Origin of the sequence: Deinococcus radiopugnans ATCC 19172 (genome assembly GCF_006335125.1) — a bacterium.
GTDB lineage: Bacteria > Deinococcota > Deinococci > Deinococcales > Deinococcaceae > Deinococcus > Deinococcus radiopugnans.
In genome coordinates this window covers 12,831-37,712 of record NZ_VDMO01000010.1, presented here as the reverse complement: position 1 = coordinate 37,712, position 24,882 = coordinate 12,831, and the positions used below count along the sequence as shown (strand labels likewise).

Annotated in this window: 20 protein-coding genes; 6 read left to right on the top strand and 14 right to left on the bottom strand. The window is 68.5% G+C overall.

What is annotated here, in order from left to right:
* The first annotated feature begins 112 nt into the window (after positions 1-112).
* Together FHR04_RS10475 and FHR04_RS10470 are read left to right on the top strand one after the other, a co-directional pair.
* Positions 113-3,340 (top strand): S41 family peptidase, encoded by a 3,228-nt coding sequence (locus FHR04_RS10475; protein WP_139403116.1) that lies wholly within the window; start codon positions 113-115, stop codon positions 3,338-3,340.
* 490 nt (positions 3,341-3,830) lie between these two features.
* Positions 3,831-5,111 carry an MFS transporter gene (locus FHR04_RS10470; protein ID WP_139403114.1) on the top strand — a complete coding sequence of 427 codons (1,281 nt, stop codon included), beginning with the start codon at positions 3,831-3,833 and terminating at the stop codon, positions 5,109-5,111.
* A gap of 262 nt (positions 5,112-5,373) precedes the next feature.
* Here FHR04_RS10470 and FHR04_RS10465 read toward each other — a convergent pair whose 3' ends face one another.
* The 11 genes from FHR04_RS10465 to FHR04_RS10415 form a co-directional block, all read right to left on the bottom strand.
* Complete coding sequence (locus FHR04_RS10465; protein WP_139403111.1) at positions 5,374-5,625, bottom strand: hypothetical protein; 252 nt, start codon at positions 5,623-5,625, stop codon at positions 5,374-5,376.
* Between the two features lie 278 nt (positions 5,626-5,903).
* The gene (locus tag FHR04_RS10460) at positions 5,904-6,803 is read right to left on the bottom strand and encodes a carbohydrate kinase family protein (RefSeq protein ID WP_139403108.1); all 900 of its coding nucleotides are present in this window, start codon (positions 6,801-6,803) and stop codon (positions 5,904-5,906) included.
* Positions 6,800-7,672 (bottom strand): PIG-L deacetylase family protein, encoded by an 873-nt coding sequence (locus FHR04_RS10455; RefSeq protein ID WP_139403106.1) that lies wholly within the window; start codon positions 7,670-7,672, stop codon positions 6,800-6,802. Before FHR04_RS10455 ends, FHR04_RS10460 begins: the two co-directional genes overlap by 4 nt.
* The gene (locus tag FHR04_RS10450) at positions 7,669-8,556 is read right to left on the bottom strand and encodes a carbohydrate ABC transporter permease (protein WP_081995075.1); all 888 of its coding nucleotides are present in this window, start codon (positions 8,554-8,556) and stop codon (positions 7,669-7,671) included. Before FHR04_RS10450 ends, FHR04_RS10455 begins: the two co-directional genes overlap by 4 nt.
* 106 nt (positions 8,557-8,662) lie before the next feature.
* On the bottom strand, positions 8,663-9,541 hold the full coding sequence (locus tag FHR04_RS10445) for a carbohydrate ABC transporter permease (RefSeq protein ID WP_139403104.1): 879 nt from the start codon (positions 9,539-9,541) through the stop codon (positions 8,663-8,665).
* Positions 9,542-9,868: 327 nt separating this feature from the next.
* The gene (locus tag FHR04_RS10440; protein WP_039684196.1) at positions 9,869-11,110 is read right to left on the bottom strand and encodes an extracellular solute-binding protein; all 1,242 of its coding nucleotides are present in this window, start codon (positions 11,108-11,110) and stop codon (positions 9,869-9,871) included.
* 119 nt (positions 11,111-11,229) lie between these two features.
* The gene (locus tag FHR04_RS10435) at positions 11,230-13,497 is read right to left on the bottom strand and encodes a PIG-L family deacetylase (protein ID WP_139403101.1); all 2,268 of its coding nucleotides are present in this window, start codon (positions 13,495-13,497) and stop codon (positions 11,230-11,232) included.
* Positions 13,494-14,903, bottom strand: a complete 1,410-nt coding sequence (locus tag FHR04_RS10430; protein ID WP_139403099.1) for a lyase family protein — start codon at positions 14,901-14,903, stop codon at positions 13,494-13,496. The genes FHR04_RS10435 and FHR04_RS10430 overlap by 4 nt, the downstream gene beginning before the upstream one ends.
* Positions 14,893-15,912, bottom strand: coding sequence for an ROK family protein (locus FHR04_RS10425; protein ID WP_139403096.1), 1,020 nt, complete (start codon positions 15,910-15,912; stop codon positions 14,893-14,895). The genes FHR04_RS10430 and FHR04_RS10425 overlap by 11 nt, the downstream gene beginning before the upstream one ends.
* A gap of 165 nt (positions 15,913-16,077) precedes the next feature.
* A complete protein-coding gene (locus FHR04_RS10420) occupies positions 16,078-17,163 on the bottom strand; it encodes a GGDEF domain-containing protein (protein ID WP_139403093.1) in 1,086 nt (361 codons plus the stop codon).
* A 153-nt stretch (positions 17,164-17,316) separates the two neighbouring features.
* Entirely contained in the window at positions 17,317-18,465 is a 1,149-nt protein-coding gene (locus FHR04_RS10415) for an HD-GYP domain-containing protein (protein ID WP_170213920.1), read from the bottom strand.
* Between the two features lie 160 nt (positions 18,466-18,625).
* Between FHR04_RS10415 and aphA the strand changes: the two genes are divergently transcribed.
* Positions 18,626-19,348 (top strand): acid phosphatase AphA, encoded by a 723-nt coding sequence (gene aphA / locus FHR04_RS10410; protein WP_139403090.1) that lies wholly within the window; start codon positions 18,626-18,628, stop codon positions 19,346-19,348.
* Positions 19,349-19,352: 4 nt separating this feature from the next.
* Here aphA and FHR04_RS10405 read toward each other — a convergent pair whose 3' ends face one another.
* Together FHR04_RS10405 and FHR04_RS10400 are read right to left on the bottom strand one after the other, a co-directional pair.
* Positions 19,353-20,096, bottom strand: coding sequence for an SIR2 family NAD-dependent protein deacylase (locus FHR04_RS10405; RefSeq protein ID WP_139403088.1), 744 nt, complete (start codon positions 20,094-20,096; stop codon positions 19,353-19,355).
* 34 nt (positions 20,097-20,130) lie between these two features.
* Positions 20,131-20,943 (bottom strand): endo alpha-1,4 polygalactosaminidase, encoded by an 813-nt coding sequence (locus tag FHR04_RS10400; protein ID WP_249039075.1) that lies wholly within the window; start codon positions 20,941-20,943, stop codon positions 20,131-20,133.
* Positions 20,944-21,454: 511 nt separating this feature from the next.
* Between FHR04_RS10400 and FHR04_RS10395 the strand changes: the two genes are divergently transcribed.
* From FHR04_RS10395 to FHR04_RS10385, 3 genes are all read left to right on the top strand, one after another.
* The gene (locus FHR04_RS10395) at positions 21,455-22,018 is read left to right on the top strand and encodes a UbiX family flavin prenyltransferase (RefSeq protein WP_170213919.1); all 564 of its coding nucleotides are present in this window, start codon (positions 21,455-21,457) and stop codon (positions 22,016-22,018) included.
* A 13-nt stretch (positions 22,019-22,031) separates the two neighbouring features.
* On the top strand, positions 22,032-22,730 hold the full coding sequence (gene ispD, locus FHR04_RS10390; RefSeq protein ID WP_139403080.1) for a 2-C-methyl-D-erythritol 4-phosphate cytidylyltransferase: 699 nt from the start codon (positions 22,032-22,034) through the stop codon (positions 22,728-22,730).
* A gap of 64 nt (positions 22,731-22,794) precedes the next feature.
* Positions 22,795-23,649, top strand: a complete 855-nt coding sequence (locus FHR04_RS10385) for a 4-(cytidine 5'-diphospho)-2-C-methyl-D-erythritol kinase (RefSeq protein ID WP_249039074.1) — start codon at positions 22,795-22,797, stop codon at positions 23,647-23,649.
* Between the two features lie 135 nt (positions 23,650-23,784).
* On the opposite strand, the gene FHR04_RS10380 is transcribed toward FHR04_RS10385, so the two are convergent.
* Entirely contained in the window at positions 23,785-24,774 is a 990-nt protein-coding gene (locus FHR04_RS10380) for an NADPH:quinone oxidoreductase family protein (protein WP_139403075.1), read from the bottom strand.
* Between the last annotated feature and the right edge of the window lie 108 nt (positions 24,775-24,882).

Genomic DNA, 24,882 nt, shown 5'->3' with positions numbered 1-24,882 from the left:
TGGGCCTATCTCCCTGTGCCGGACCCCAGCCATGTCACGCCGCTCTGGCGTCCGCGGTGCGGTAAGGTCACACCACACCGACGCCGTTCCCCGCCTTCAAGGAGTGTTTCCCATGTCGCTTCCCGAGACCCTGCTGCTGCGTCAGCCGGCCCTCAGTGCCGAGCACCTCGCCTTCGTGTACGCCGGAGACCTCTGGCTCGCCGATCACCGTGGACAGAACGTCCGGCGCCTGACGGCCACACCCAGCTACAAGCAGACGCCGCACTTCTCGCCGGACGGGCAAGTTGTGGCCTTCAGCGGCAACGACGACGGCGCCGCGAGCGTCTACGCCGTGCCGGTCGAGGGCGGCACGCCCCGGCGCCTCACCTACCACCCGGGCGACGACCTCGTGCGCGGCTGGACGCCCACGGGTGAGGTTCTGTTCGCCTCCGCCCGCCATACCATCTCCGCGCGGGTTCGTCGCCTCTACACGCTGTCCCTGGAAGGCGGGCACCCGGCGGCCCTGCCCATGCCGATGGCCGAGCGCGGCGCCTTTTCCCAGGACGGCCGCCTCGCCTACACGCCGTTCGCCGAGCCGTTCTGGTCCTGGAAGAGGTACCGGGGCGGCATGACCGTGCCGATCCGGCTGCTCGACCTCGACACCCTTGACGAGACCGAGGTGCCGCACGAGAACGCGACCGATACCTTTCCCTGCTGGCTGGAGGGAAAGGTGTATTTCCTCTCGGACCGCCGCGGGGTCGTGAACGTCTGGCAGCACGAACCCGGAACCGGCGACGTCAGGCAGATGACCTTCCACGACGACTTCGACGTGCGTTCCCTCACGGCCGGCGCGGGCCGGCTTGCCTACGAGCAGGGGGGACGGGTCCATCTTCTGACGCCTGGTGAGGCGCCCGAGCCCCTGCAGATCACAGTGAGCGCCGATCTGCCCAACCTCCGGCCCCGCCGCGTGAAGGCCGCGCCGCACGTCACGTCGTTTGGCCTCTCGCCTACTGGGGCGCGGGCCGTCTTCGCCGCGCGCGGCGAGATCGTGACGGTGCCTGCCGGCAAGGGCGATCCCCGGACCCTCACGAACACGCCCGGCGTCTTTGCGCGGGACCCGGCCTGGTCACCACACGGACAAGCCGTCGCGTACCTGTCCGACGAGGGCGGCGAGTACCGGCTGGTGGTCGCCGATCAGAAGGGCGCCGTTCTCCGCACCTGCCCGCTGAGTGAGACGCCGACCTTCTTCTACAGCCCGCTGTGGTCGCCAGACGGCACCCGCATCGCCTTCACCGACAAGGCGCTGAACCTGTCCTACGTCGTGCTGGAGACGGGTGAGGTAAAGCAGGTGGACACCGACACCTACGACCACCCGCAGCGCAGCCTGGACCCGGCGTGGTCGCCGGACGGGCAGTGGCTCACCTACACCCGGCGCCTCCCGAACCACCTGCGGGCCGTGTTCGTGCACGACGTGCCCCGCGGCGAATCGCATCAGGTCAGCGACGGCATGAGCGACGCGGTCAGTGCCCGCTTCAGCCGCGACGGGCGCCTGCTGTACTTCGCGGCGAGCGTGAATTACGGCCTGAACACCGGCTGGCTCGACATGACCTCCTACGATCGGCCCGTCACGCGCAGCCTGTACGTGGCGGTCCTGCGCCGGGATGACCCCTCGCCCCTGGCGCCGCAGAGTGACGAGGAGCCCGAAACCCGCCCGCCTGAGGCCGACGCTCCTGCGGCGGCGCATTCGCCTGAGCCGGTGCGCATCGACCTCGACGGGCTGGGCCAGCGCATCGTCGCCCTGCCGGTGCCCCCCGGCGAGTACTCACGTCTGGAGCCTGCCGAGGACCGCCTGTTCTACCTGGAGCGCGACCCCACCGCCGAAGTCAACCCGGAGCAGGCCCCCGAGCGGCACGTGCTGCGCGTCTGGGACACCGGGAAGCGTGAGGCGCGCGAGTTCCTGCCGGGGGTCAGCGACTACCGGGTGAGCGCTGACGGGAAGAAGCTGCTGTACGCCAGTGGGCAGCCCGTGACCTACGCCGTCGTCGGTGTGGCCGACGCGCCGAAACCTGAGGACGGGCGCCTGGACCTGGACCGCGCCGAGGTGCGCGTCGAGCCGCGTGCCGAGTGGGCGCAGATCTTCGAGGAGGGCGTGCGGATCCACCGCGATTTCTTCTACGACCCTGCGATGCACGGTCTGGACTGGGCGGCGGTGGCCGAGCGCTACCGCGCCTTCCTGCCGCACGTCGGGCACCGCGAGGACCTGAACTTCCTGCTGGCCGAACTGTCGGGTGAACTGGTCGTCGGGCACGCCTACGTCGCGGGCGGGGACGTGCCGCGCGGGGAGGACGCGCGCGTCGGGCTGCTGGGGGCCGACTACGAGCTCGCGGACGGCCGCTACCGCTTCCGGCGCATCTTTAGCGGCCTCAACTGGAACCCGGACCTGCGCGCGCCCCTGACCGAGCCGGGCGTGAATGTCCGGGACGGCGAGTACCTGCTGGCGGTCAATGGCCGTCCGCTGCGCGCAGCCGACAACCTCTACGCCCTGTTCGAGCAGACGGCCGAGCGCGTCACCGAGCTGCGCGTAGGCCCCACGCCGGACGAGGCCGACGCGCGCACGGTCACCGTGCGTCCGGTGGCCGACGAGCGCCGCCTGCGGCTGCGGGCCTGGATCGAGGCCAACCGCCGCCGCGTGGACGAACTGTCCGGGGGGCGCGTCGCGTACGTCTACATGGCCGACACCGCCCGCGCCGGCTACGAGGCCTTCAACCGGTACTACTTCTCGCAACTCGACCGGCAGGGCGTCGTGCTCGACGAGCGCTTCAACGGGGGCGGCTCCGTCGCGGACTACGTGGTGGATCTGCTGGACCGGCCCCTGCTGAGCCTGTGGGCGACGCGCGAGGGCCGCCCCTTCGCGTCGCCCAACGCCTCGATCTTCGGTCCCAAGGCCATGGTCATCAACGAACTCGCCGGCTCCGGCGGGGACGCCCTGCCGCATTTCTTCCGCCGGCGCGGGCTGGGGCCCATCGTCGGCAAGCGCACCTGGGGGGGATTGATCGGCATCTACGACTATCCGCCCCTGATCGACGGTGGCATGCTCACATCACCGCGCCTGGCCATCTTCAGCCCGGAGGGCGAGTGGGAGGTGGAGAACGTGGGGGTTGCGCCCGATATCGAGGTCGAGTTCACCACGAAGCTCGCCGCCCAGGGCCGCGATCCGCAGCTGGAGCGCGCCGTGGAACTGGTCCTGACCGCCCTGGAAGCCAATCCACAGCGCCGGGTGCCGCGCCCCGCGCCCGATCCCCGGGCCGTCCGCGAACCGGCGGCGAACGGAGCGCCTGCACCGGACGCCGCGCGTTACTGAGCCATGCGTTGGTTCGTAGCGTTGGCAGTGCAGAGGTGTCGTTCCTGGCGAAGACTCTGACCACCGGGGCGCTACCGACTTACGCTCGGATCAGTGAATGAGCCGTATCCAGCGTTCCAGCGTGTGCGCTTTCGCACGATGGGCTGCGTCCAGCCGTCTTCCAAGACGCGGATCTTCAGTCGCTCCAGCTCCGGCCGGGCGACGTGGCTGGGGTTGTGGCCGTCGGCGTGCAGATCGCCGCGGTAAACCCACCGGGTCACCGCCGGCGGCGGGTCTCGGCTTCACTTCGTGGTGCTGCGCCTGAGGGCCAGACCGTTCAGGGAGGGCTGCACGCCGGCGCGGCCCTTGGCGAGGTGGACGGCCGCAATTCGGCCCGGACGTCTGGTCCTGTTCCCTACCTGCGCGCATGTCCATGCCCATGGGACGCTCCCGCCCGGTCCCTGCGTATCCTGTGGCCCGCGCCCGCGTCACTCCTTTCTGAGGTCCCGCTATGTTCTCCCTGCTCCGCGACCGCCGCATTCTGATTCTCTGGATCGGCGAGAGCATCAACGCCTTCGGCAACGGCCTCACCTTCATCGCTCTCGCCTGGTTCCTGTACCGCCTCTACCCGAACTCGCCCGCGCTGTCGGGCACCGTGATCGGCGCCTGGACCGCGGCCATGCTGCTCGGCACGGTCAGCCTGGCCAGCTTCACCGACGTCTGGGACCGCCGCCGTATCCTGCAGGTCGCCAATGGCCTGAGCGCCCTGTGGATTAGCCTGATTCCACTGCTCTACACCCTGGATCTGCTCTCCTTCCCCGTGCTGGTGTGTATTGCGGCCCTGACGGGCTTCACCGGTAGCGTGATTTTCCCGGCGCAGCAAGCTTCCCTGCCCACCTTCGTGTCGCCGGAGCGGCTGCAGGGCATCCAGGCGCTGTTTAATCTCACCTGGACCACCAGCGGGCTGCTCGCCCCCATCAGTGCGGGCTTTCTGGTGGCGGGCATCGGGGCGCCCGGGGTGATGTGGGTGAACGCGGCCACCTTTGTGGTGGCCCTGATCGCCTACTCGCTGATCCGCTTTCCAGCGGTGACCCGGACCCGCGACAGCGGGCGGGGCCTGGCCGCCTGGTGGGCACGGACCCGGTTCGGCTTCGCATTCGTCCTCGCGCGGCCCGCGCTGTGGGCGACGCTGCTGGGCCTGGCCAGCGTGAACTTCGCCATGGAGCCCTACACGGCGGTCTTCTTGCCCCGCATCGCCGACCGCCTGATGACGGGGGTGGAGCTGCCCGCGGCCCTGTCCTGGATCCGCGCCAACAGCCGCGGCGCGCTGGGGGTCGGTCTGCTGGGTTCGGTTCTGGCACTGGCCGAACTGGGCATGGTGATCTGGATGGGACGCCGGGTCAGCCGTCATCCCCTGAACTGGATCGCGCTGGGCTGCATCGGTCCGGCGCTGTGCATCGTGGGCGTGGCGTACGCCCCCTCGCTGGGGGTGGCCCTCGTCCTCGCGCTGCTGATGGGGCTGTGTTTCGGCCCCCTGAACGTGATGGTGGGGACGCTGTTCGCCCGCCTCACGCCGGAGGAGGTGCGCGGGCGGGTCTACAGCGCCCGCATTCTGGTGGGGCAGGGCCTGCGCCCGGTGGGGGTGAGTCTGGCCGTCGTGCTGATGGGTGCCGTGGGCCTCGCACCGGCCGTGGCCGTCCTAGGCCTGTTCGCCGCCCTGCTCACGCTCGGGGGCTACCTGCGGGCGCAGGGGAGAGGCGGCGACGTTCAGGGGGCCGCGGCCAGCGACTGATACGGATTCCGTTTGTTTCGTGTAGGAACCGGGAGAGCGCCGGTTCCTACACTCCACGTCCGGAACCCGTTTTTCTCTTTCTCGCTCCGCTCGGATTTCCAGGTGTTTCCAACACCTTTCAATCGGAGTCCGTATGAATGGTGTGAGGGTGAAGATCCATGCCGGTCCTGGCCGGCGCCCCCGGACCTCGCAGCGGGAGCCGGTGGCGGCTGGTGACCAGCAGGGCCGCCGCTTTCAGGTCCTCGCCCCGCTCCAGCTGCTCTCAGGGGCTGCTCGGCCCACAGCGGGAGCTGTGTGGGCTGGGGAGCGCCCGTCCAGGCCGGACCAGCGGCGCGTCGGCCCGCACCGCCGCCGTCCGGCAGGGAACGTCCCGCAACCACTCCTCCGCCGTGTGGGTCTTGCCGATTTCAGCTTCCCCCCACAGCCCGAGGGCCAGACCGGCACGCTGGGTCGGAAGCGACTGAGGCCGGGCCTCGAAGTCGGGCATCTGGGCACACTTGGAGAGGCGCTGCACGGTTCGGGCCGCGTCTCCGCGCCGTGCCGGAGGCCGGAATCTCAACAGACAATCTACAGACAACGGGGCGGTGAATAGCCAGATCAGACGGGGCGGGGCAGGAGACCCAATTTTACGGGGTTTGGCACTGGGATTTTCCCCAGTGATCCCCTCACAAGCGAGTGGCCGAGGGTGCAAATCCTATATCGCCCACCAACAAAAAACCCCGCCTGGAGCGGAGTTTTCTAATTCACGTGCGGGCCGTTCACAACCGGCGTCGCTGCCTGCACACATGACCTTCACCCGCCCGGTGCGAGGTAGCGCCGCGGATGCGTGGACACGGCCAGGGAAGCGACCTGTACGGCGAACCCCGCCGCAGTCTCAACGTCACTGCCTCGGCTGAGGGCGTGCAGGTACGCGGCGTTCCAGATGTCGCCGGCTCCGACGGTGTCGCTGACCCGAACCGCCGGGGCCGCGTGGGTGCTGACCTGCCCGGCGTGGTGCAGCACGGCGCCCTCGGCCCCGCACTTGATCACCAGGGTGCCTTCGGGGTGCAAATGGGCCGTCAGACACCCGGCGGCCCGCTGGAGGTCACTTTCACCCGTCAGGGCCTGCGCCTCAAGATCATTGATCAGCAGGTGGTGCGCCTGTGGCAGCCACCCCAGCACCTCCCGGCGCAGTTCCGGAGTGTAGCCGCCGTCGGGCCAGCCCATGTCGAGGGCCACCTGCGTCCCTGTCTGCTCGAAGTGCGTCAGCATCTCGGGGTACTCGCGGCGCAGCGCCGGGGTGAGAAAGGCCCCGGCCAGCAGGACGCGGCGGCTGGGCGGCACGTGGAGGCGCAACTGTGCCCACTCCAGGGTGGCCAGATGCCCCAGCTGGGTCAGGAAGGTGCGTTCGCCGTCCGAGTGGCTGACGGCCACCGTCACCGAGGTCGGCCCGGCGTGCGGCAGCCACGTGACCTGACTGGGGGGCAACTGCTCGCGCAGCCACGCCCCGGCCAGGTCATCCCCGACGGTACTGATCACCGCGCAGTCGGTGCCGAGGGCCGCGCAGGCCGCGGCGGCGTTTCCGGCATTGCCGCCGACGCGCCACTGCAAGTCCGTCACCAGCGCCTCGGTGCCGCGTGCGGGCCAGCCGTCCAGCGGGCCGAGGATCAGGTCGACGTTGACGTTGCCCAGCAGGGTCAGGTCACGGGTCATGCGAACTGCTCCTGCGCGCTCCCCCCACGAATTTCTTCCCCACAGACTTCGGCGTGAAATTCGACGTCCAGGCCTGCGAACAAGTCGTCCATGGGGTACTGGGGCACCGAGGAGCGAATGCCGCCCAGACTGAAGGTTTCGGCGGCCATCAGCGGGGCGAACTGCTCGTCGGTCAGGGTGCCCAGCGTGCTGAGCGGGCCGGTCTGCGTGCGGTGGGCGAATAGCGCGGCCCGCTTCTGCGTGGCGTGTGCGCGGATGTCGATGCGTGCGGCGATGGTGCAGTCGCACACCGCGTAGGTCTCCGGCTCCAGCCCCTCCAGCACGCCCAGCGAGCGGCCACTCTGCAGGCGCAGCATCTCCTCGCGGCTCTGTACCGTGTAGAACAGGCGCTGCACGCGCACCTGCCGGAACCCGCTGCTGGCGTAGGCGGCGGTGGCGACGCGGTGGGCGATCAGGTGATCCGGATGGCCGTACATGCCGTGCGGGTCAAAGGTCAGCAGAAGCTGAGGGTGGGTTCTTTCGATCACCTCCAGAATCTGACGTTCCATCCGGCCAGGATCGGCGTTGATGGCGGCCAGGGGATCGTCTCGGCGCAGCCGGTCACCGCGTCCGCTGTCGTGGTAGCCCAGGAAAATGGGCGGCTCGATGCCCAGGGCCGCGCAGGCGCTCCGCAGTTCCTGCTCACGCTGGGCAGGCAGGTCCACATCACCCAGACTGGGATCGGTGTTGCGCCCCGCCTCGCCGCGCGTCAGGCAGATCAGGTGCACCCGCGCGCCGCGCGCCGCGTACAGCGCCAGCGTGCCGCCGCAGCGCAGCGCCTCGTCGTCCGGGTGGGCGAAGACGGCCAGCAGCGAGGCCGGCGCGCTCATCCCTTCATCCCGGTCAGGACGATGCCCTCGATGATCTGCCGCTGGAAGATGGCGAACACGATCAGCACCGGAATCACCGCCAGGCTGCTGGCCGCCATGATCAGGCCCCACTGCGTCCCGGCCTCGCCGTTGAACAGCGCCGTGCCCACCGGCAGCGTGCGGAACTCGGGTTTCTGGATCACGATCAGCGGCCACAGGAAGGCGTTCCAGTTGCCCAGGAAGGTGAAGATCGCCAGGCTAGCCAGCGCCGGGCGCACCAGCGGCAGCGCGATGCGCCAGAAGATCCCGAACTCGCTCATGCCGTCGATGCGGGCGGCTTCCAGCAGGTCATCGGGCAGGGTCTCGAAGAACTGGCGCATCAGGAACACGCCGAACGCGCTCATCAGGCCGGGGAACATGATCGAGAAATACGCGCCGGGCGTGCTCTGGGCCAGGTTGAGGTCACTGACGCCCACGAACCAGGGAATCACCAGCATCTCGGTGGGAATCATCAGCGTGGACAAGATCAGGATGAAGATCAGGTTCTTGCCCGGAAAGTCGAACTTCGCCAGGGTGTAGCCCACCATCGAGTCGAAGAACAGCACGCTGGCGGTGGTGACCCCGGCCACCAGCAGGCTGTTGCCGAACCACACGACGAATTTGGTTTCCAGCAGCACCTGACGGTAGTTGTCCAGCGTCGGCGACTCGGGGAAGAAACTCAGGTTGAACAGTTCCTGGAAGCTCTTGAGGCTGGTCAGCAGCATCCACATGAAGGGAAACAGCGTGACCACGATGCCCACGGTCAGCACGGCGTAGGCCAGCAGCATGGGCGTGTTGAGCGGGCGGCGCGGGCGGGGGTCACCCGCAGAGTCGCGGGCCTCGGGTTTGGGAAGGGTTGTGGTCATCGTGACTCCACTTCAGGGCGCCGTGTGGCGAAGGGGCTGGGACACCCCAGGCCGGGGCGTCTGCTGGACGGGCGGAGGCGCTGCCACGCGCTGAGGGACTGCCGGCTCACAGGTCATACCGCCGGGTCAGGAAGCGCAGCTGGAACAGGGTGATCGCCAGGATGATCAGGAACAGCACCACCGTGATGGCCGAGGCGTAGCCCATCTGGAAGCGGCCGAAGGCGATCTGGTAGATGTACAGGGCCACCGTCGTGGTGCTGCCCAGCGGCCCGCCCTGATCGGTGAAGTTCAGGTTGACCACCTGCGTGAACAGCTGCAGGTAGGAAATGGTGCCGGTCACCACGCTGAAGACGATGGTGGGGTTGAGCAGCGGCCAGGTGATCTTCCAGAACGCCTGCGTGCCGTTCGCCCCGTCGATCTCGGCGGCCTCGTAGTAGCTGCGGGGAATGGCCGACAGTCCGGCCAGGAACAGCACGATCTGGAAGCCCAGGTTCTGCCACACCACCAGCGCCGCCGTCGTGGCCAGCGCCTGGGTGGGCGAGGTCAGGAAGTTCTGCGGGGGGATATGCAGCCAGATCAGGAACGTGTTGACCGGGCCGAACTGCGGGCTGAACAGCCACTGCCACACCCACGCGGCGGCCACGATAGGGGTGACGTAGGGAGCGAAGTACAGCGCCCGGAACAGGCCCCGCAATCCCTGAATCTTGTTGAGCAGCAGCGCCACCGCCAGCCCCAGCGCAATCTGGGCCGGCACGCCGATCACGGTGTACAGCGCGGTGTTTTTCAAGGCCTGTGCGAATTTCTCGTCGGCGAACAGCCGCTCATAGTTCTCGGTGCCGACGAAGGGTTGCTGCTCCTTGAGGATGTTCCAGTCGAACAGGCTCAGGCGCAGCGCGGACAGGGTGGGTAGAAAGCGCACGATCAGGAAAAAGACCAGCGGCACGAGCAGGAAAACATAGGCGGTGCGGGTCTGGTGGCGCCGCATCGAACCCCCGCGCCGGACGGGGGGGGCCGCTTTGGTGGTCATGGGTGGACTCGCGGGCGGTGGAGTCTGGTCATGTTTACCTCTGGCAGTGGGAACGGGGAGTCTGGGGGGAAACGGGCAGCAAAGAACGCCGCGCCTCCGCCCCGGCGCTGATCGGCTGGGGCGGGTGCGCGGGCAGGCGCGGGCAGGCTCATACGGATTCCGTCTATTACGTTAACAAACCGGGAAAGAGCCGGTTTGTTAACTCCACGCCCGGAACCCGTTCTGCTCTTTCTCGCTTCGCTCGGATTTTCATCGTTTTTGCAAACGATTCAATCGGAGTCCGTATTACTTGTAGTAGCTGTTCAGGATCTTCTGCTCGTCGGTGGCCGCCTGCTTGATGGCGTCGGCGGGCTTGGCGCCCTTGAGCAGCACGGTGTTGATCGCGTCTACCCAGGCCTTGCGCTGGCCGGCCTCGTCCACGAACAGGGTGGAGTGCGCGAAGGGCAGCGAGCCCACGAAGGCCCCGAACACCGGATCCTTGCGCAGGGCCGGATCGCCGGCGAGCTTGCGGCTGGCGGGAATCTCGCCCACATTGTCCAGCCAGGTGCGCTGGGTCTGTTCGCTGGTCAGGAACTTCAGGAACTTCACGGCGGCGTCGAGCTTGTCGCCCTTGGCGTTCTTGGTGATGCCGTTGACCCAGTACGACCCGAAGTTGCTGCGGATGCCGTTGTCCTTGAAGACCGGCAGCGGAATCACGCCCCAGTCGAACTTGGCCCCGCTCTTGATGGTGTTGATGGCAAACGAGCCGTCGATGATCATGCCCACCTTGCCCGCGATAAAGGCGTCGCGGTAGCTGTTGTTGCCGGGGAAGAAGTTCGGCACGCCCAGCTTGTACTTGGTCTGCAGGTCGGTGTAGAAGGCCATGGCCTTGCGCCCGGCCTCGGTGTCGAAGGTGGCGGTCTTGCCGTCTTTGCTATACGGCTGGCCGCCGAACTGCCGGATCAGCACCTCGCGCACCACGTGGTAGTCCTGGCCGTCGGGCTGGATGCCGAAGCCCAGCGTGGTGAAGCGGGGCGGCGTGCCCTTGACGATCTTTTCCCCGGCGGCGATGAACTCTTCCCAGGTGCGCGGCGGGGTGATGCGGGCGGCCTTGAACAGGTCTTTGTTGTAGAACACCGCCAGCGTGCGGACCGAGGTGGGCAGCGTGTAGTACTTGCCGTCGATCTTGCTGGTCTGCACCATCGGCACGAAATCGGCCTCGATCTTCTTGATCGGGAAGTCCTTGGCGGGCAGGGGCAGCAGGTAGCCGCTGTCGACGTACTGCGGCAGCCAGCCGTAGAACAGGTTGACCACATCCGGCCCCTGTCCAGCCGGCACGCTGGAGGCCACCTTCTGGTTGTAGGCGTCGTAGGGGAAGGTTTCCTGCTTGATCTTGATGTCGGGGTTGGCCGCCTCGAACTTCTTGATCAGGTCATTCATGGTGCTGACCTTGCTGGCGTAGTCGTACTGCCAGTACGTCAGCGTGACGGGCGCGGCGGAGGCGGAAGCAATCGAGAGGCCGAGGGCCAGCGTAAGCAGCTTTTTCATAGATCTCCTTGGGGCATGCCCGAGATGAGGAACAGTTGAGAATTTAAACTATACGGCGCAGGGAGCGGGAAAAGGGAGCTGGCTGGCAATGTCGCCCGCCTGACCGCCCTCCCACCGGCCTACTTGCCCAGCGTCACGCGCGGCCACAGGTACGGCAGCGCCTGCTTGCCGCCCCAGGAGAACGCAGCCCACGCCAGTCCGCTCTGGCTGATGTTGGCGCCCACGCGGGCGTCCGCCTGATCGCCGTCGTACATCACCAGATTGAGACCAATCGTATCGCCCGCTTTGGGCTGGCTGGGCATGGCGGCCCAGGGCAGGCGGAATTCGATGTCATAGCCGCCGGCCACCTTCTTGGAGGCCACCTGCATGCCGGGAGCCGTGTCTTCCATCACGCCCTGGTTGGCGTCGGCGTCACGGAAGCCGCGCGCCCCGAAGCCGTCCGTGGTGCAGGGGAAGGCGGCGGCCTGCATGGTCGTGCCGGTGTCGCGGCTCTTCCCGCTGGGGTCCACCGTCACGCCGATGGCGTCCGAGCGCAGCTGGGCCTTGATGTCGTCGGGGGCGATGTTGCAGGCCACCAGCTCATCCTTGACGTTCATGCCCACGTACAGGTACTGATCGTCGTAGCCGAGCTTGAATTTTGCGCTGGCATCTGCCGCATTGTCGGGCTTGGCGCGCCACCACAGGTCTTCCGGACCGATCTGCCCGTCCGCCCCGGCGGCCATGTCGCTCAGGTCGCCGTCGATGGTGGGCGCTTTGCTCAGGCGCGGAATGGTCAGACTGGGCAGCACGTAGGCGTTGGCGGTATCGGTGAAGTTGCCGGTGCTCAGGCTGACCGGCAGCAGCGCGCTCTGGCGTCCGGCGGGCAGCGCGGCGGGCGCAGCTTCCATCTGCAAGGTCAGCGTCTTGCTCTCTCCGGCGGCCAACCCATAGGCCGTGTCGCCCGACAACGTGATGCCGGGGGGCATCTTCAAGTCGACCTTGCCGTTCACGGCGGCCCCACTGCGGTTAGTGACCAGCACGTTCACGGGGGTCTTCTGCCCCAGCGCCAGCGCCAGTCGGGTGGGCAGCGAGCCGATGACCCAGTCGGTGCCCGTCTCCTTGGCGAAGTCCTGATACGCGGCCACGTCGAAGGTGGGCGCGAAGGTGGCGACGACGGCGGGCAGCGGGCGCACGAAGTTGCTGGCGCGGCCCGTGATGGCCTGGGCGTCCTGCACGGCGCGGTAGCTGCCGGTCAGGGTGCCCCGCTCGGCGGCGGCTCCGGCGGGGGCGGTGACCTGGAAAGTGGCGCTGGCCGTCTCGCCGGGTTTCAGGGTTTTGGCCGCCGGGGCCGCCGAAACCTTCCAGCCGGTTGGGGCGTTCAGGGCCAGGGTGACCCCGGTCATGGGCTGGGTGGTGGTGTTGATCAGCTTGACCGTCACGGGCGTGGCCTGCCCCGCGCCGATGTCGTAGGCGCTGGGCTGCACTTCCAGCCTCACGCCAGCCGGGGAGGAGCCGCTGGGCGTCAATGCGCCGCTCAGCAACGAGGTTTCCTGGGCCGGAGTGGGCACGCGCGAGGCCACCAGCATGAACGATTCGGGGTTGGAGGTCTTGGCTGGCAGCGTGGAGAAGGTGTCCCAGCCCTGCGAGCGGTAGTTGAACTGCGCGATGTTCTTGAGGTCCGAGTAGCGGATCCGGGCAGTGCGCGACACGTCGTCGGTGGGAATCTTGACGGTGGCGTCCTCGGCGTTGTTGGGGTAGTAGTACAGCTTCAGGGGCGTAAAGGGCTCGATGCCCTCCTTGAGCTGTTCGGGGCAGTACGCCGGGTCACCCGCCGAGTTGTAGGCCAGCGTGGCGGTGCGGGCGGCCATCTGGTGCTGGCCGTGGGTGCCGGGGCCAGGCCACATGGTCACGATGACCTCGGGGCGGCGCACGCGGACCAGCCGCACCACGTCGCACACGAAGGCGGGGCCGCCCCACTTGGCCAGGGTTTCCTCGGCGGACAGCGTGAAGTAGAAGTCGCGCAGGCCCAGGAAGTGCGGGCTGTCCACGCCCAGCATCGCCAGCGAACGCCGTTCTTCCTCCTCGCGGATGATGCCCAGGGCGCGGCCTGTTTCGCGGCCGGTGGCGTTGCCGCCGCCCTCGCCGCCGGTCAGCGTGACCACCGTGCCCTTGTAGCCGCCGTCCAGCAGGTAGCGGGCCAGGATGCCGCCGACGCCGCCGTCGTCGTCCGGGTGCGCGCCGATGAACATCAGGTCCACGTCCATCAGGTCCATGCCGCTGACCGTGCCGCCGTAGGAGCCGGGGCCACTCTGGATGGGATTGGGCGCGGCGGGCGCCGGGGCGGTCTGCGCGCTGGCCGCGCCGATGAGCAGGGAGAGCATCAAGCTGGACAGGAACCGTTTCTTCATATCGAACCTCCTACAAGGTGGGTGCGGGCGTCCGCAAAGCGGGTGCTGAGGCTGGCATGGTGGGTGAAGTCGGTATCCAGGCGGGTGCGGGCCGCCGCGATTTCCCCGGCCATCACCGAGGGCGCGGGGCCGCCGAAGGTGGTGCGGCGGGCGATGAATTCGGCCGGGTTCAGGGCGCTTTGCACCTCGGCTTCCGGCAGGTGCAGCCCCACCGCCGCCAGATCGGCGGCCATCAGGGTGCTGACGGCCCGGCCCTGATGGTGCAGGTGGTCCAGCAGCGCCTTGACATGGGCGTGAGCGTCCCGGAACCCGCAGCCGGTGTTGCGGGCGATCACGTCGGCCAGTTCGGTGACCACCGACTCCCCCTGCTGGGCTTCCCGCAGCCATTCCTCGCGGTTGAGGGTGGGGTTGGTCAGGGAGGCGATCAGCAGTTCCAGGCCATCGCGAAAGTCGTGCCACATGCTGGTCAGGGGCGGCTGCATGTCCGGGCCGGGGTCGTTGATGTCCCCGAACGGCACGTTGTGGCTGGAGATGATCACGCTCTGGGTCACGCCGATGGCCTTGCTGAACTTGGTGCGGGCGTGTTCCAGCGCCACCGGGTTGCGCTTCTGCGGCATCACGCTGCTGCCCTGCACCAGCCCGTCTTCCAGCGACAGCAGCCCGCGCGAGGCCCAGAACAGCAGGTCGTACAGCACCCGCGAGAGCGTGGTGGACACCACCGTGATCACGCTGGCGATCTCCACCTGCCAGTCGCTGGCACTCACGGCGTCGTAGGTGTTCTCGATGGGCCGGTCGAAGGCCAGCAACTCTGCCGTGCGCGTCCGGTCAATCGGGAAACTGGTGCCGCCCAGGGCCACCGCGCCCATCGGACTGAGGTTCAGGTGGGTCATGGCCCCCACCATCCGCGCGGTGTCTCGGGCCAGCACGTTTTCCACCGCCGTCAGGTAGTGCGCCAGGGTGGTGGGCTGGGCGGGCTGGTGGTGCGTGTACGCCACGATCACGGTATCGATCTCGCGTTCGGCCAGGTCCAGCAGCGTGCGCCGCAGCCGCAGCACCCGCTCCATCGCCCGCATCAGGCGCAGCCGGGCGCTCAGGCGGTAGAGGGTCATGTCCAGATCGTTGCGCGACAGCGCCGTCCGCAAGGCCCCCGCCGCGTCGGCATTGCGCCCCGCCAGCGTGCGGTCCAGCGTGAAGAACACGTCCTCGACGCCCGGGTCGTAGGCGGGAAACGGCTGTCGGCGCAACTCGCGCAGCAGCCCCGCCGCCTCGCCCGCGTGCGCCACGCCGCAGCCGTCCAGCATCAGGGCGTGGGCGCTCAGGGCGTCGAAGAGGTGGGGCAGCAGGTGCTCGGAGGCGTAGTCGTAATCGGGTTGCAGGACGACTTTCAGGTACGTGTCATGCCACATCGGTCCGGTCTCCCCCCAGGTCTTCCACGCGGGCCAGCAGGTGTTCGTACGCCTGCTCGCGCGCCAGCAGGGCCGCGCCGCGCAGCACCGCCTCACCCACATCCGGCAACAGGTGGGTGGTGATCGACAGGTCCAGCAGTGGACTCAGTTTTTCCTGCAGGGCAAAGGCGCGGTCCTGCGGCAGGCCGAGCACCACCCGCTGCAGGTCCAGGGTGTGGACCAGGCCGGCCAGCATGAACGCCGTGGCGTCCAGGCGTTCGGGAACGGGCAGGCTTTCCAGCGGCTCTGCGCCGCGCGTGGTGGGCCAGCGGGAGCGTCCGATCTCCCCGGCACGCCCGTGCATGCCCCGGTAGAGTTCGCCGCCCAGCAACAGGCCCATGCCGGTGCCGCTGGCCCGCTCGATCAGCACGGCCACGTGGCTCCAGCCCGGCGTCTCGCGGGTGGTGGCCAGGGCAACGAGATTGGCGTCGTTGGCAAACGCGTAGGTGACCCCGGCGTGGTCCAGAAACGCGGTGACCTGCTCCACATCCAGATGCCGGGTGACGTTGGGTTCCCGGACGCGCCCCTGGGGATCGACCGGGGCAGGAAGACCGATCAGCACGTGGCGCAGCGGCCCGTAGTGCCGTCCGGCCAGCGCCTGACCGATCACGTTCAGCAGGGCCGGCGTGAGTTCAGACTCGGCGCACTGCAGGTGCTGGGTCTGGGCCTCGTCCCCGGCCAGACTGCTGAGGTGGGTGTGGATCTCGGTGGGCTGCAGGTCGACGGCCAGCACCGCGGCGACCTGCGGCTGCAACTCGACCCGGTGTGGGGTGCGCCCCACGCCCTGCTCGGGCGAGATGGACAGCTGGGCGATGCCGTGATTCAGCAGTTCCTGCACCACGACGTTGACGGTGACCTTGGAAAGACCCGTCCGGTCAGCCAGTTGCGGACGCGTCAGCCCGGCCCCACTGAACAGCAATTGTGTAACGGCACGGCGATTAAGACGCCGAAGCTCGCGCGGCTGACCCATGGCATCTCCTAGATAAGAAACCTTCTTAACGATTGGAGGCCACTGTACAGGCGTGCTGCTGAAAATGCAATGCTCGTTGTGCGCTGAGGCGTTCAGGGCGGGTGGACGCCACCTCCCGGTCCGCCGATCTCCCGTCCAGTGTGTCCAGGCGTTGTGGCGACCCGTTCAGGTCCGGGCGTGAGCAGCGTCCCCGAAATCTAGGCCCCAGTCCACCTGATTGCCCACGATGCGCCGCCGCTTGGCGGTGTACATCCGCGCGTCGGCCTGCGACAGCCACTCGTCCAGGTCCCCGTCCGGCGGCGGCATCGCCACGCCCCCTTGCAGGCAGATCGGGCCGGGACCAGGCGGCCAGTCGGCGGCGCGCAGGGCGTGGGTCAGGCGGGTGGCCAGCGGTTCCAGGCGTGTGCGCGGCTCCCAGACCAGCAGGGCGAACTCGTCCCCGCTCAGGCGGAAGGCGGCATCCGGCGAGGGGCACTCCTGCGCCAGGATCTGGCCCACCGTGGCCAGCACCGCGTCGCCGGTCTTGTGGCCGAAGTCGTCGTTAACCTGCTTGAATTCGTGGACGTCGAGCATCACCAGCCCCAGTTCCCGGCCTTGCCGGCGGGCCTTCTCCCGACACAGGGGCACGTCGTGGTAAAAGGCCCGGCGGTTGGGCAGGCCCGTCAGCGCGTCGGTGCGGGTCAGGCGCTCAAGCTCCTCGCGCAGCGCAGCGTTCTCCAGCGCAATCGAGACGTGCTGGGCCAGCAGTTCCAGAAATTCCAGATCGGTGTCGTCGAAGGCGCCCGGCTCGTAACTCTGGATCGACAGCACGCCCGCCCGCTCGCCCCGCACTTCCAGCGGCACGTACAGCATCGACTGGGCGCGCTGATTTTTCGGCTCGTCCCTGACCTGCACGTCGAGCAGCACGCCTTCCCGGACCATCCGGCGAAACCGTCCCGGAAACACCTCCAGGTAGTCGCCGATGTCGGGGATGGACAGGGGACGGCCGCGCAGCACGCCCTCGATGATGCCGTCGGGATAGAACGGAATGGACTGGGTGGAGCGCTGGTTTTCTTCGTACAGCTCCCACCGCCAGTCGCCGCCGGGTTGCCGCAGGGCCAGCAGGGTGATCTGCGCGTGGAACAGCGTCCCCACCTGCTGATGGACCGCCTGCACCACCGCCTCCACCTCGTGGCTGCTGCGGGCCAAAGAGGCCAGCACCTGCACCAGCTGGCGATAGCGAACAAGTGGGGTTGTCTCGGGCCTCGGCATGGGGGGAACTCCAGGATTGGGTGGACGGTCAGACCGGAAGCAGGCCGGGTCGGGCGCAGTCTACTGTGCGCTGAACACTGTGCTCTGATCGCTCTCACAGCGAACTGACGGCTGTCCCGCACCGCGCCGTCTGAAGGTCAGCTCAAGGGACACTCAGTGGGCGGCGGACTGGTCCTGGCCCATCACCTGCAGGAACAGCCGGGTGAGCTCGGGGTCGAAGTGACGGCCCGCCTGCGCCTCGATCTCGGCCAGCGCCGCCTGCGAGGTCCAGGCCACCTTGTACGGCCGCTCGCTGGTCAGCGCGTCGTACACGTCGCACAGCGCGAACAGCCGCCCGGCCAGGCTGATGGCCTGGCCCGCCTTGCCCGCCGGATAACCCTGCCCATCCCAGCGCTCGTGGTGGTCCGTGACCACGTCCAGCGCCGTCTGCGGCAGAAAGCCCAGGGCCTTGGCGAAGCGCACCCCCTCGCCGGCGTGTGAGCGCATCACCTGCCACTCCGCACCGTCCAGGGGGCCGCGCTTGAGCAGCACCGCGTCGGGAATGGCGATCTTGCCGATGTCGTGCAGGTACGCCCCCCAGCGCAGCGCCCGCGTCTGGGACGGGGACCAGCACAGCGCGCGGGCCAGGCGCAGGGCCAGGGCGGTCACGCGGTCGGTGTGGCCCTTGGTCTCGCCGTCGCGGACTTCCAGGGCCAGGCCCATGGCGCGCAGGGCGGCCTCGCGGGCGGCGCTGGCCTGCTCGTCGGCGGCCAGGCGCCCGGCGAGGCCCGCGATGGTGCCGGCGACCAGACTGAACACGGCGGCCTCCTCCTTGGTCCAGACGTGCGGGGTGGAGGTGTACATCAGAAAAGCGCCCAGCAGTTCGTCGTCCTGGGCGCGCACCGGCGCGGCGGCCAGACTGGCGATGCCCACGTCCCGGAAGCCCAGGGTTTCGCAGGGCGTGGTGGTGTCGTCGAAGAACAGCGGGCCGGGGCTGACCTCCAGCGCCCGCATCATGGGCGTCCGCAGCGGCAGCCCCTGGAAAACGATGTCCTGCACGCTGGGGGTCCGGGGCACCTGACCCCAGGTGGCGCGCACCCGGTAGCCCTGGTCCTGCGCGCCGGTCACCTGGATATAGGCCGCGCCCACGGCGGCGGTGCGGGCGACGAGATACTCCAGCGTGGGGGTCACGCCCTGCACCAGTGTGGACGCGGAAAACACCTGATGGGTCAGGTCCAGCACGGACTGGGCCACCACGGTGCGCACGTCGCCGTCTGAGGTCAGAGCGGGAGAGTGGTCAACGGGCTGTCGGGCTGGAAACATGCGTCAAGGATCGTGGAGCCGGTCTTTCATGGCTCTCACAGGGGGGCTGTCCCAAGGACGGAGCACAGGAGGACAGGGGAGAGGGAACCAGGGGAATTGGAGAGGCCCGGCAGCCCCCCTGAAAAGAGTCATTGATCGTATGGAGGCGTACACTGCCGACATGAAACGCTCACTGTCGGCCCTGGCTTTGCTCGCCCTGACCTTCGCTGGAGCGCAGACGGCTCCTGCACCCACGCTGGCCCCCAATCCGACCAACAAGGCCCTGAATATCAGTGGCCGCAGCCTGCAGACGCCGGACAGCATCCGCTGGGTGACCGTGGACGAGATCCGGGCCAGCCTGCCGGACCGGCCCATCAACGTCAGCTTCGACATCGACGACACCGTGCTGTCGACCAGCGGGTGTTTCTGGTGGGGCCAGCAGACCTTCTCGCCGGGCAGCAACGACTACCTGAAAAAGCAGCTCTTCTGGGACGCCGTCAACGGCTGCGACCGCTTCTCGATTCCCAAGGACAGCGCCCGCGCCCTGATCAAGATGCATCAGGACCGCAATGACCAGATCTTTTTTATCACCGGGCGCACCGCTCCGCGCCAGATGGAACTGCTGACGCCCCTGCTGGTCAAGACGTTCGGCAGCAAGAACATGCACTTCGTCAACTTCTCCGGCGGCATCCCGCACGACACCCAGTACGACAAGACGCCGTTCCTGAAGGCCCTGAACATCGATCTGCACTACGGGGATTCCGACAACGACATCACGGCGGCCATGGAGGCCGGGCCGAACGTGCGCGCCATCCGCGTGATCCGGGCGGCCAATTCCACCAATCTGCCCATGCCCGCCGTTGGTAGTTTCAACGAGGAAGTGCTGCGCGATTCGGCCTGGTAGGCCGTCAGCCCGCGTCCATCAGCGCCGCCAGTCCGGCTGAAGCCGTCTCGCGCAGGCTGAAGCTCAGGCGGGGCGTCAACTCGGTCTGGTCAGGATTGATCTCGATCACCGTGCCGCCGCGCCGCAGGGTCTCGAAGGCCAGCCCCGCCGCCGGGTACACCACGCCGCTGGTGCCGATGATCAAAGCCACGTCAGCGGCGGCGAAGGCGTCGGCGGCGGCCTCCAGCGCCGCTTCGGGCAGGAATTCGCCGAACCACACGATGTTGGGCCGCATCCGTCCCCCACACACGGCACAGACGGGCGGCGGCGTGAAGTCCTGTGGGGCGGGCAGGGCGTCCACCTGCCCGCAGACCTCGCAGCGGGCGGTGGTCAGGTTGCCGTGCAGCTCCACCAGCCGCCCGCCCGCTGTCCCGCTGCCGGCGCGGGCATGCAGTCCGTCCACGTTCTGGGTGGCCAGAAAGAAGCCGTCCTCCTTCTCGCGTTCCAGCCGCGTCAGCAGGTCATGACCCGCGTTGGGCGTCGCGGCCATCACGTCGCGGTAGCGCCCCGCGTACCACTCCCAGACCAGCGCCGGATCGCGGAAATAGGCGTCCGGGCTGGCGAGGTCCTCGGGCCGGAACCGCGCCCACAGCCCCTGCTGCGCGTCTCTGAAGGTGGGAATGCCGCTCTCGGCGCTGACGCCCGCGCCGGTCAGGACGGCCACTCGGCGGGCGGCGGCCAGGGCGTCGCAGGCGTCAGCAAGGTTCATGGCCCGAGTCTAGCGGGCCTCACCCCACGTCCGCTCAGTGGCAGGTCTCGCGCCGGTACCCGCTCATGGTGGCCCCGGCCAGGTTCAGGTCCTTCTTGAGGGCGTTGACGCCCAGCCGGGCCATCAGGGTGCAGTCCAGCGTGCTGTTGCGGCGGTATTCCACGTTCAGGGCGAGCTTGCCGCGCGTAACGTACTCGGCCAGTGCCGAGCATTCGCCGAACTGCTGGCATTCCTCGTTCAGGATGCCGTCGAACTTGTCCACCATCATCTTGCCGGTGCGGTCCATGAGCAGGATCTTGTCCGGCCCGTTCTTCTGAAACACCGCCAGCCCCAGCGCGTGCGCCTCGTCGGCGATCCAGCCGTTGAAGTCGAGCTGCTGCTGGGTGGTGATGCGCCCGCCCCGCACGTTTTCGTCGTTTTGCAGGTTGTCCGGTTCCAGCGCATCGAAGCCTTTATCACGGCACATTTTCATGCGGTCGATCAGGATCGCGGCCAGCACCGAGTCGGGTTTAAAAACGTCGGTGATGTCCAGAAAATACTCGTCCGGCCAGTCAGGATCTTGCTGAATCTTCAGGGCGTCGGGGTAGCGCGCCGAGTCCGGACGGCCCGGCTCGTAACTGCCCGCATCGATGTAACACACGGTGTACAGGCCCTGAGCCTTCAACTGTGCCACCCGGCCTGCCGTCACGGTGAAGCCGTCGAGATCGATCAGCTGGACGTCGGGGGTCACCTGAACGGCGCTGTCGGTGGCCGCACCGATCTGCCAGTCCCAACTCACGCGGCCCGCCGGGGGCAACCGGATGGTGCCGGCGCGGCCTTCCGTGGTTGCTGGGAGCTGTCCAGGCACGCCAACGATGGGCGAGGCTGCCGGTGCTGGAACGGCGGGTGGGAGGGTGGAACGCGGCGAAACGCTCTGCCCACAGGCCGTCATGATGAGGGACAGGGCCAGCACTCCTGAACAAGTGACGCGCATAGGAAACCTCGCATGGCGGGGGTTGTGCGTGGTGGCGGTGTTGAAGTCTCGATGTTGAATGGTGCACCGGGTTGAATGGTGCACCGGGTTGAATGGGGCACCGGACTGAGGTGGTGGGCTGGCTTTGCGGCCCCCGGTCCTGGGCCGGTCAGGGGATGAACTGGGCCGAACGTACCGGAACCGTTCTGACAGGAACCCCACCTGGGCCGCGCCCCGCCTGCCTAAAGACTGACCTTCCAGCCGTGATCAGGTGAGGTCTGGCCGGCGGCGCCCATGTGGCCGCCGGGGCAGCCGAGGCCGACCTCGCGCGGCTCCTGCTACCCTGCCGCCATGAGGCAAGTGAGTTGAGGCGCTGCAGCTTGTGCGGCGCACTGAGGTCCAGCGCTTGAGGCTGGTCGTGGGCGTGTCCGGCGGCAGCGGCATTCCCTACGCGCAGGCGGTGCTGCGGGCGCTGCATGGCCTGGGGGTAGAGACCCATCTGGTGGTCAGCAGCGGCGCCAAGCGCGTGATGAGCGCCGAGGGCGGGCCGCAACTGGCCGACCTGACGCAGTACGCCGCCCAGGTTCACGAGGACCGCGATCTGGCGGCCAGCGTCGCCAGCGGCTCGTACCGCACCGACGGCATGCTGGTGGTCCCGTGCAGCGCGGGCACCCTGGCCAAGATCGCGCACGGCTTTGCCGACAACCTGCTGTCGCGGGCCGCGCACGTGACCCTCAAGGAGCGCCGCCCGCTGGTGCTGGTGCTGCGCGAGGACCCGTTGCCCCGGCCCACGCTGCAGAACATGCTGGCCGCCCACGACGCGGGGGCCACCGTCATGACCGCCAGCCCAGGTTTCTACCACGCGCCCAGGGACGTGGAGGAACTGCTGCACTTCGTGACTGTCCGCGTGCTGGATCAGTTCGGGCTGGACGCTCCCGGCTTCAAACGCTGGCGAGAGGACGGGTCTTGAGCGGGAGGAGAGGATGAGCGGCGCCTGCCTGCTGTCCGGCACCACGGCGGCGCTGATTCCCGCCGCCGGCAGCGGCACCCGCCTGGGCCTGGGCCACAAGGCGTTCGTGACGGTGGGCGGCCTGTCCCTGCTGGCCCGCAGCGTCGCCGCCCTGGCCCCGCACGTGGACGAGGTGCTGGTGGCCCTGCCGGACGGCTTGGAGCTTCCCCTGGGGATCAAGGCCCGCGCGATTGTCGGCGGCCAGACCCGCCAGGACAGCGTGCGCCGCCTGCTGCGCGCGACGGTGGCCGATACCGTGCTGGTTCACGACGCGGCGCGGCCTTTCCTGAGTGCCGACATCGTCCTCACGCTGCTGGAGGCCGTGGCGGAAACGGGGGCGGCGACGGTGGCCCTGCCCGTCGCCGACACGCTGGTGGGGGCAGACGCAGGCGAGATGTGGGGAGCGGCCGTCTCCCGCGAGGGGCTGTGGTCGGTGCAGACGCCGCAGGGCTTCCGCCGCGAACGGCTGCTGCGGGCGCACGCGCAGGCGGCCGCCGACGGACACGTCGCCACCGACGACGCGGGCCTGATCGCGCGGCAGGGCGGCGCAGTGCGGCTGGTGCGCGGCGACACCCGGCTGTTCAAGGTGACCACCCCCGGCGACCTGGCGCTGGCCCAGGCGCTGGCTCCGGTGTGGGACGCGCAGATGAGCGGGGGCGGCGGCCCGGTATGAAGCCTTCGAGACACACGGAACCGCCCCGGTTCGTTTCCGCGCGTGTTGTGGAATGCTGGGGGGCGTGAGCCTCCGCACCCCCACCCTGTCCCGCAAGACCTATCTGGCCCCGGCCAAGGTCAATCTCGGCCTGAGCGTGCGTGACCTGCGGGCGGATGGCTACCACGAACTGCACACGCTGATGGTGCTGCTTTCGGTGGGGGATGAGCTGGAGATTGGCCCGGCAGCCACCCTGACCCTGGAGGTCAGCGGTTCAGACCTGCCTGCCGATGAACGCAATCTGGTGTACCGCGCCGCCCGCGCCTACCTGGACGCGGCGGGGGTGGGGGAGGGTGCGTTCATCACCCTGCACAAGCGTCTGCCGCTGGCCTCCGGGCTGGGCGGCGGCAGCAGCGACGCGGCCACCACCCTGATGGCCCTGGCGCGGCTGTACCCGTCGCAGGTGTCGCTGCCCGAACTGGCGCTGAGCCTGGGCGCGGACGTGCCCTTCTTTCTGCTGGGCCAGGCCGCCGCCGCCGAGGGCGTGGGCGAACTGCTGGTGCCGGTGCCGGTGCCGCGCACTGCGCTGGTGCTGGTCAATCCGGGCGTGGAGGTCAGCGCCCGCGACGCCTACGCGTGGCTGGACGACGAGGAAGCCTTTACCCCGGCCCTGGACGTGGGCGCGATCCTGGCCGCACTGGGTGGCGAGCGGGCCGTGCCCTACCACAACGCCCTGCAGGACTGTGTCAGTGCCCGCCACGCCCCCATCCGCGAAGCTCTGGCCGCGCTGGGGGCGGCGGGTCTACGCTCCCCCCTGATGAGCGGTTCGGGCAGCACCTGCTTCGCGCTGGCCGCCAATGATGGGCAGGCTTACGACGCCGCACGGGCCATTGCCGCCGCCCATCCGGAGTGGTGGGTCCAGGCGGCCCAGACGTTGTAAACCCAGACGCTGTCAAGACGTTGATCTGGCGCGAGATACCCTGACGTGCCTTGAGGCGGCGGGTCTCGACGGAGACATCCAAACAAAAAGCCCCACTCCGCAGGGAGCAGGGGCGCGACTGGAGCGGTGGGATGGTTACCGTCCGGGTTCGATGACCACTTTCCCCGTCGTCTTGCGGTCCAGAATGTCCTGAAAGGCGCGGGCGCTGTCGGCCAGGGCGTAGGTGGGGCCGACTTGCGGCGTGACCTTGCCGCTGGCCACCAGGGGAGTCAGCGCCTGGGTGGCGGCCATCGTTGCCTTGCGGTCTGACATCAGGCTGGTCAGCCACAGCCCCGTCACGGTCAGGTTGCGTTTCATCAGTTCCACCGGGCGCAACTTCGCGTCCTCGCGGCTGGCGTTGCCGATCACGATGATCCGGCCCTGCCCCGCCGCCATGTCCAGGCTTTCCTGAAAACGCTTGCCGCCCACCACTTCCAGGATCAGCGGCACGCCCTGTCCGCCCGCCGCGTCGCGCACCTTCTGCACGCGGTCTGGATCGTCCTGCAAGAGGGTCACATCTGCGCCGAGGTCACGCGCGAGCTGCAATTTTTCCTCGGTGCTCGCCATCGCAATGACCCGCATGCCCAGCGCCTTGGCGAGCTGCACGCTGGCGGTGCCCAGTGCGCCCGCTGCGGCCTGCACCAGCACCCACTCGCCTTCCTGTCCGCGCCCCAGGGTCTTGAGGCCGTGGTAGGCCGTGAAGTACGACACCGGAAAGGCGGCGGCCTGCGCCCCCGTGAAGTTCTCTGGCACGGGAATCACGGCCCCCGCCTTGACCACCGCGTACTTTGCCAGCGAACCGCTGCCGCCCAGGCAGGCCACCCGCTGGCCCACTTTCACGTTGTCCACGCCCTCGCCCAGCGATTCCACGATGCCGGCGAATTCCATGCCGGGGGTGTACGGCACGCGCGTGCGGGTCAGGTACTGCCCGGCCACCGCCAGCACGTCGGCGAAGTTGATGCCCACCGCCTCCACCTCGATGCGGATCTCGCCCTCGCCCGCCACTGGCACGGGGATGTCTTTGATTTCCATCACGTCCGGGGGGCCGAGGCGTTCGACGACAATGGCCTTCATCAGTTCGCTCATGAAGGCCAGCATAGCCGAGTGTTTCCAAAAATGTACGCGCACGTCTACTATGAACGCTGACGTATTTGACCGCAGGCGGGCGACATGGAAGCATGGACGCCTCAGTAC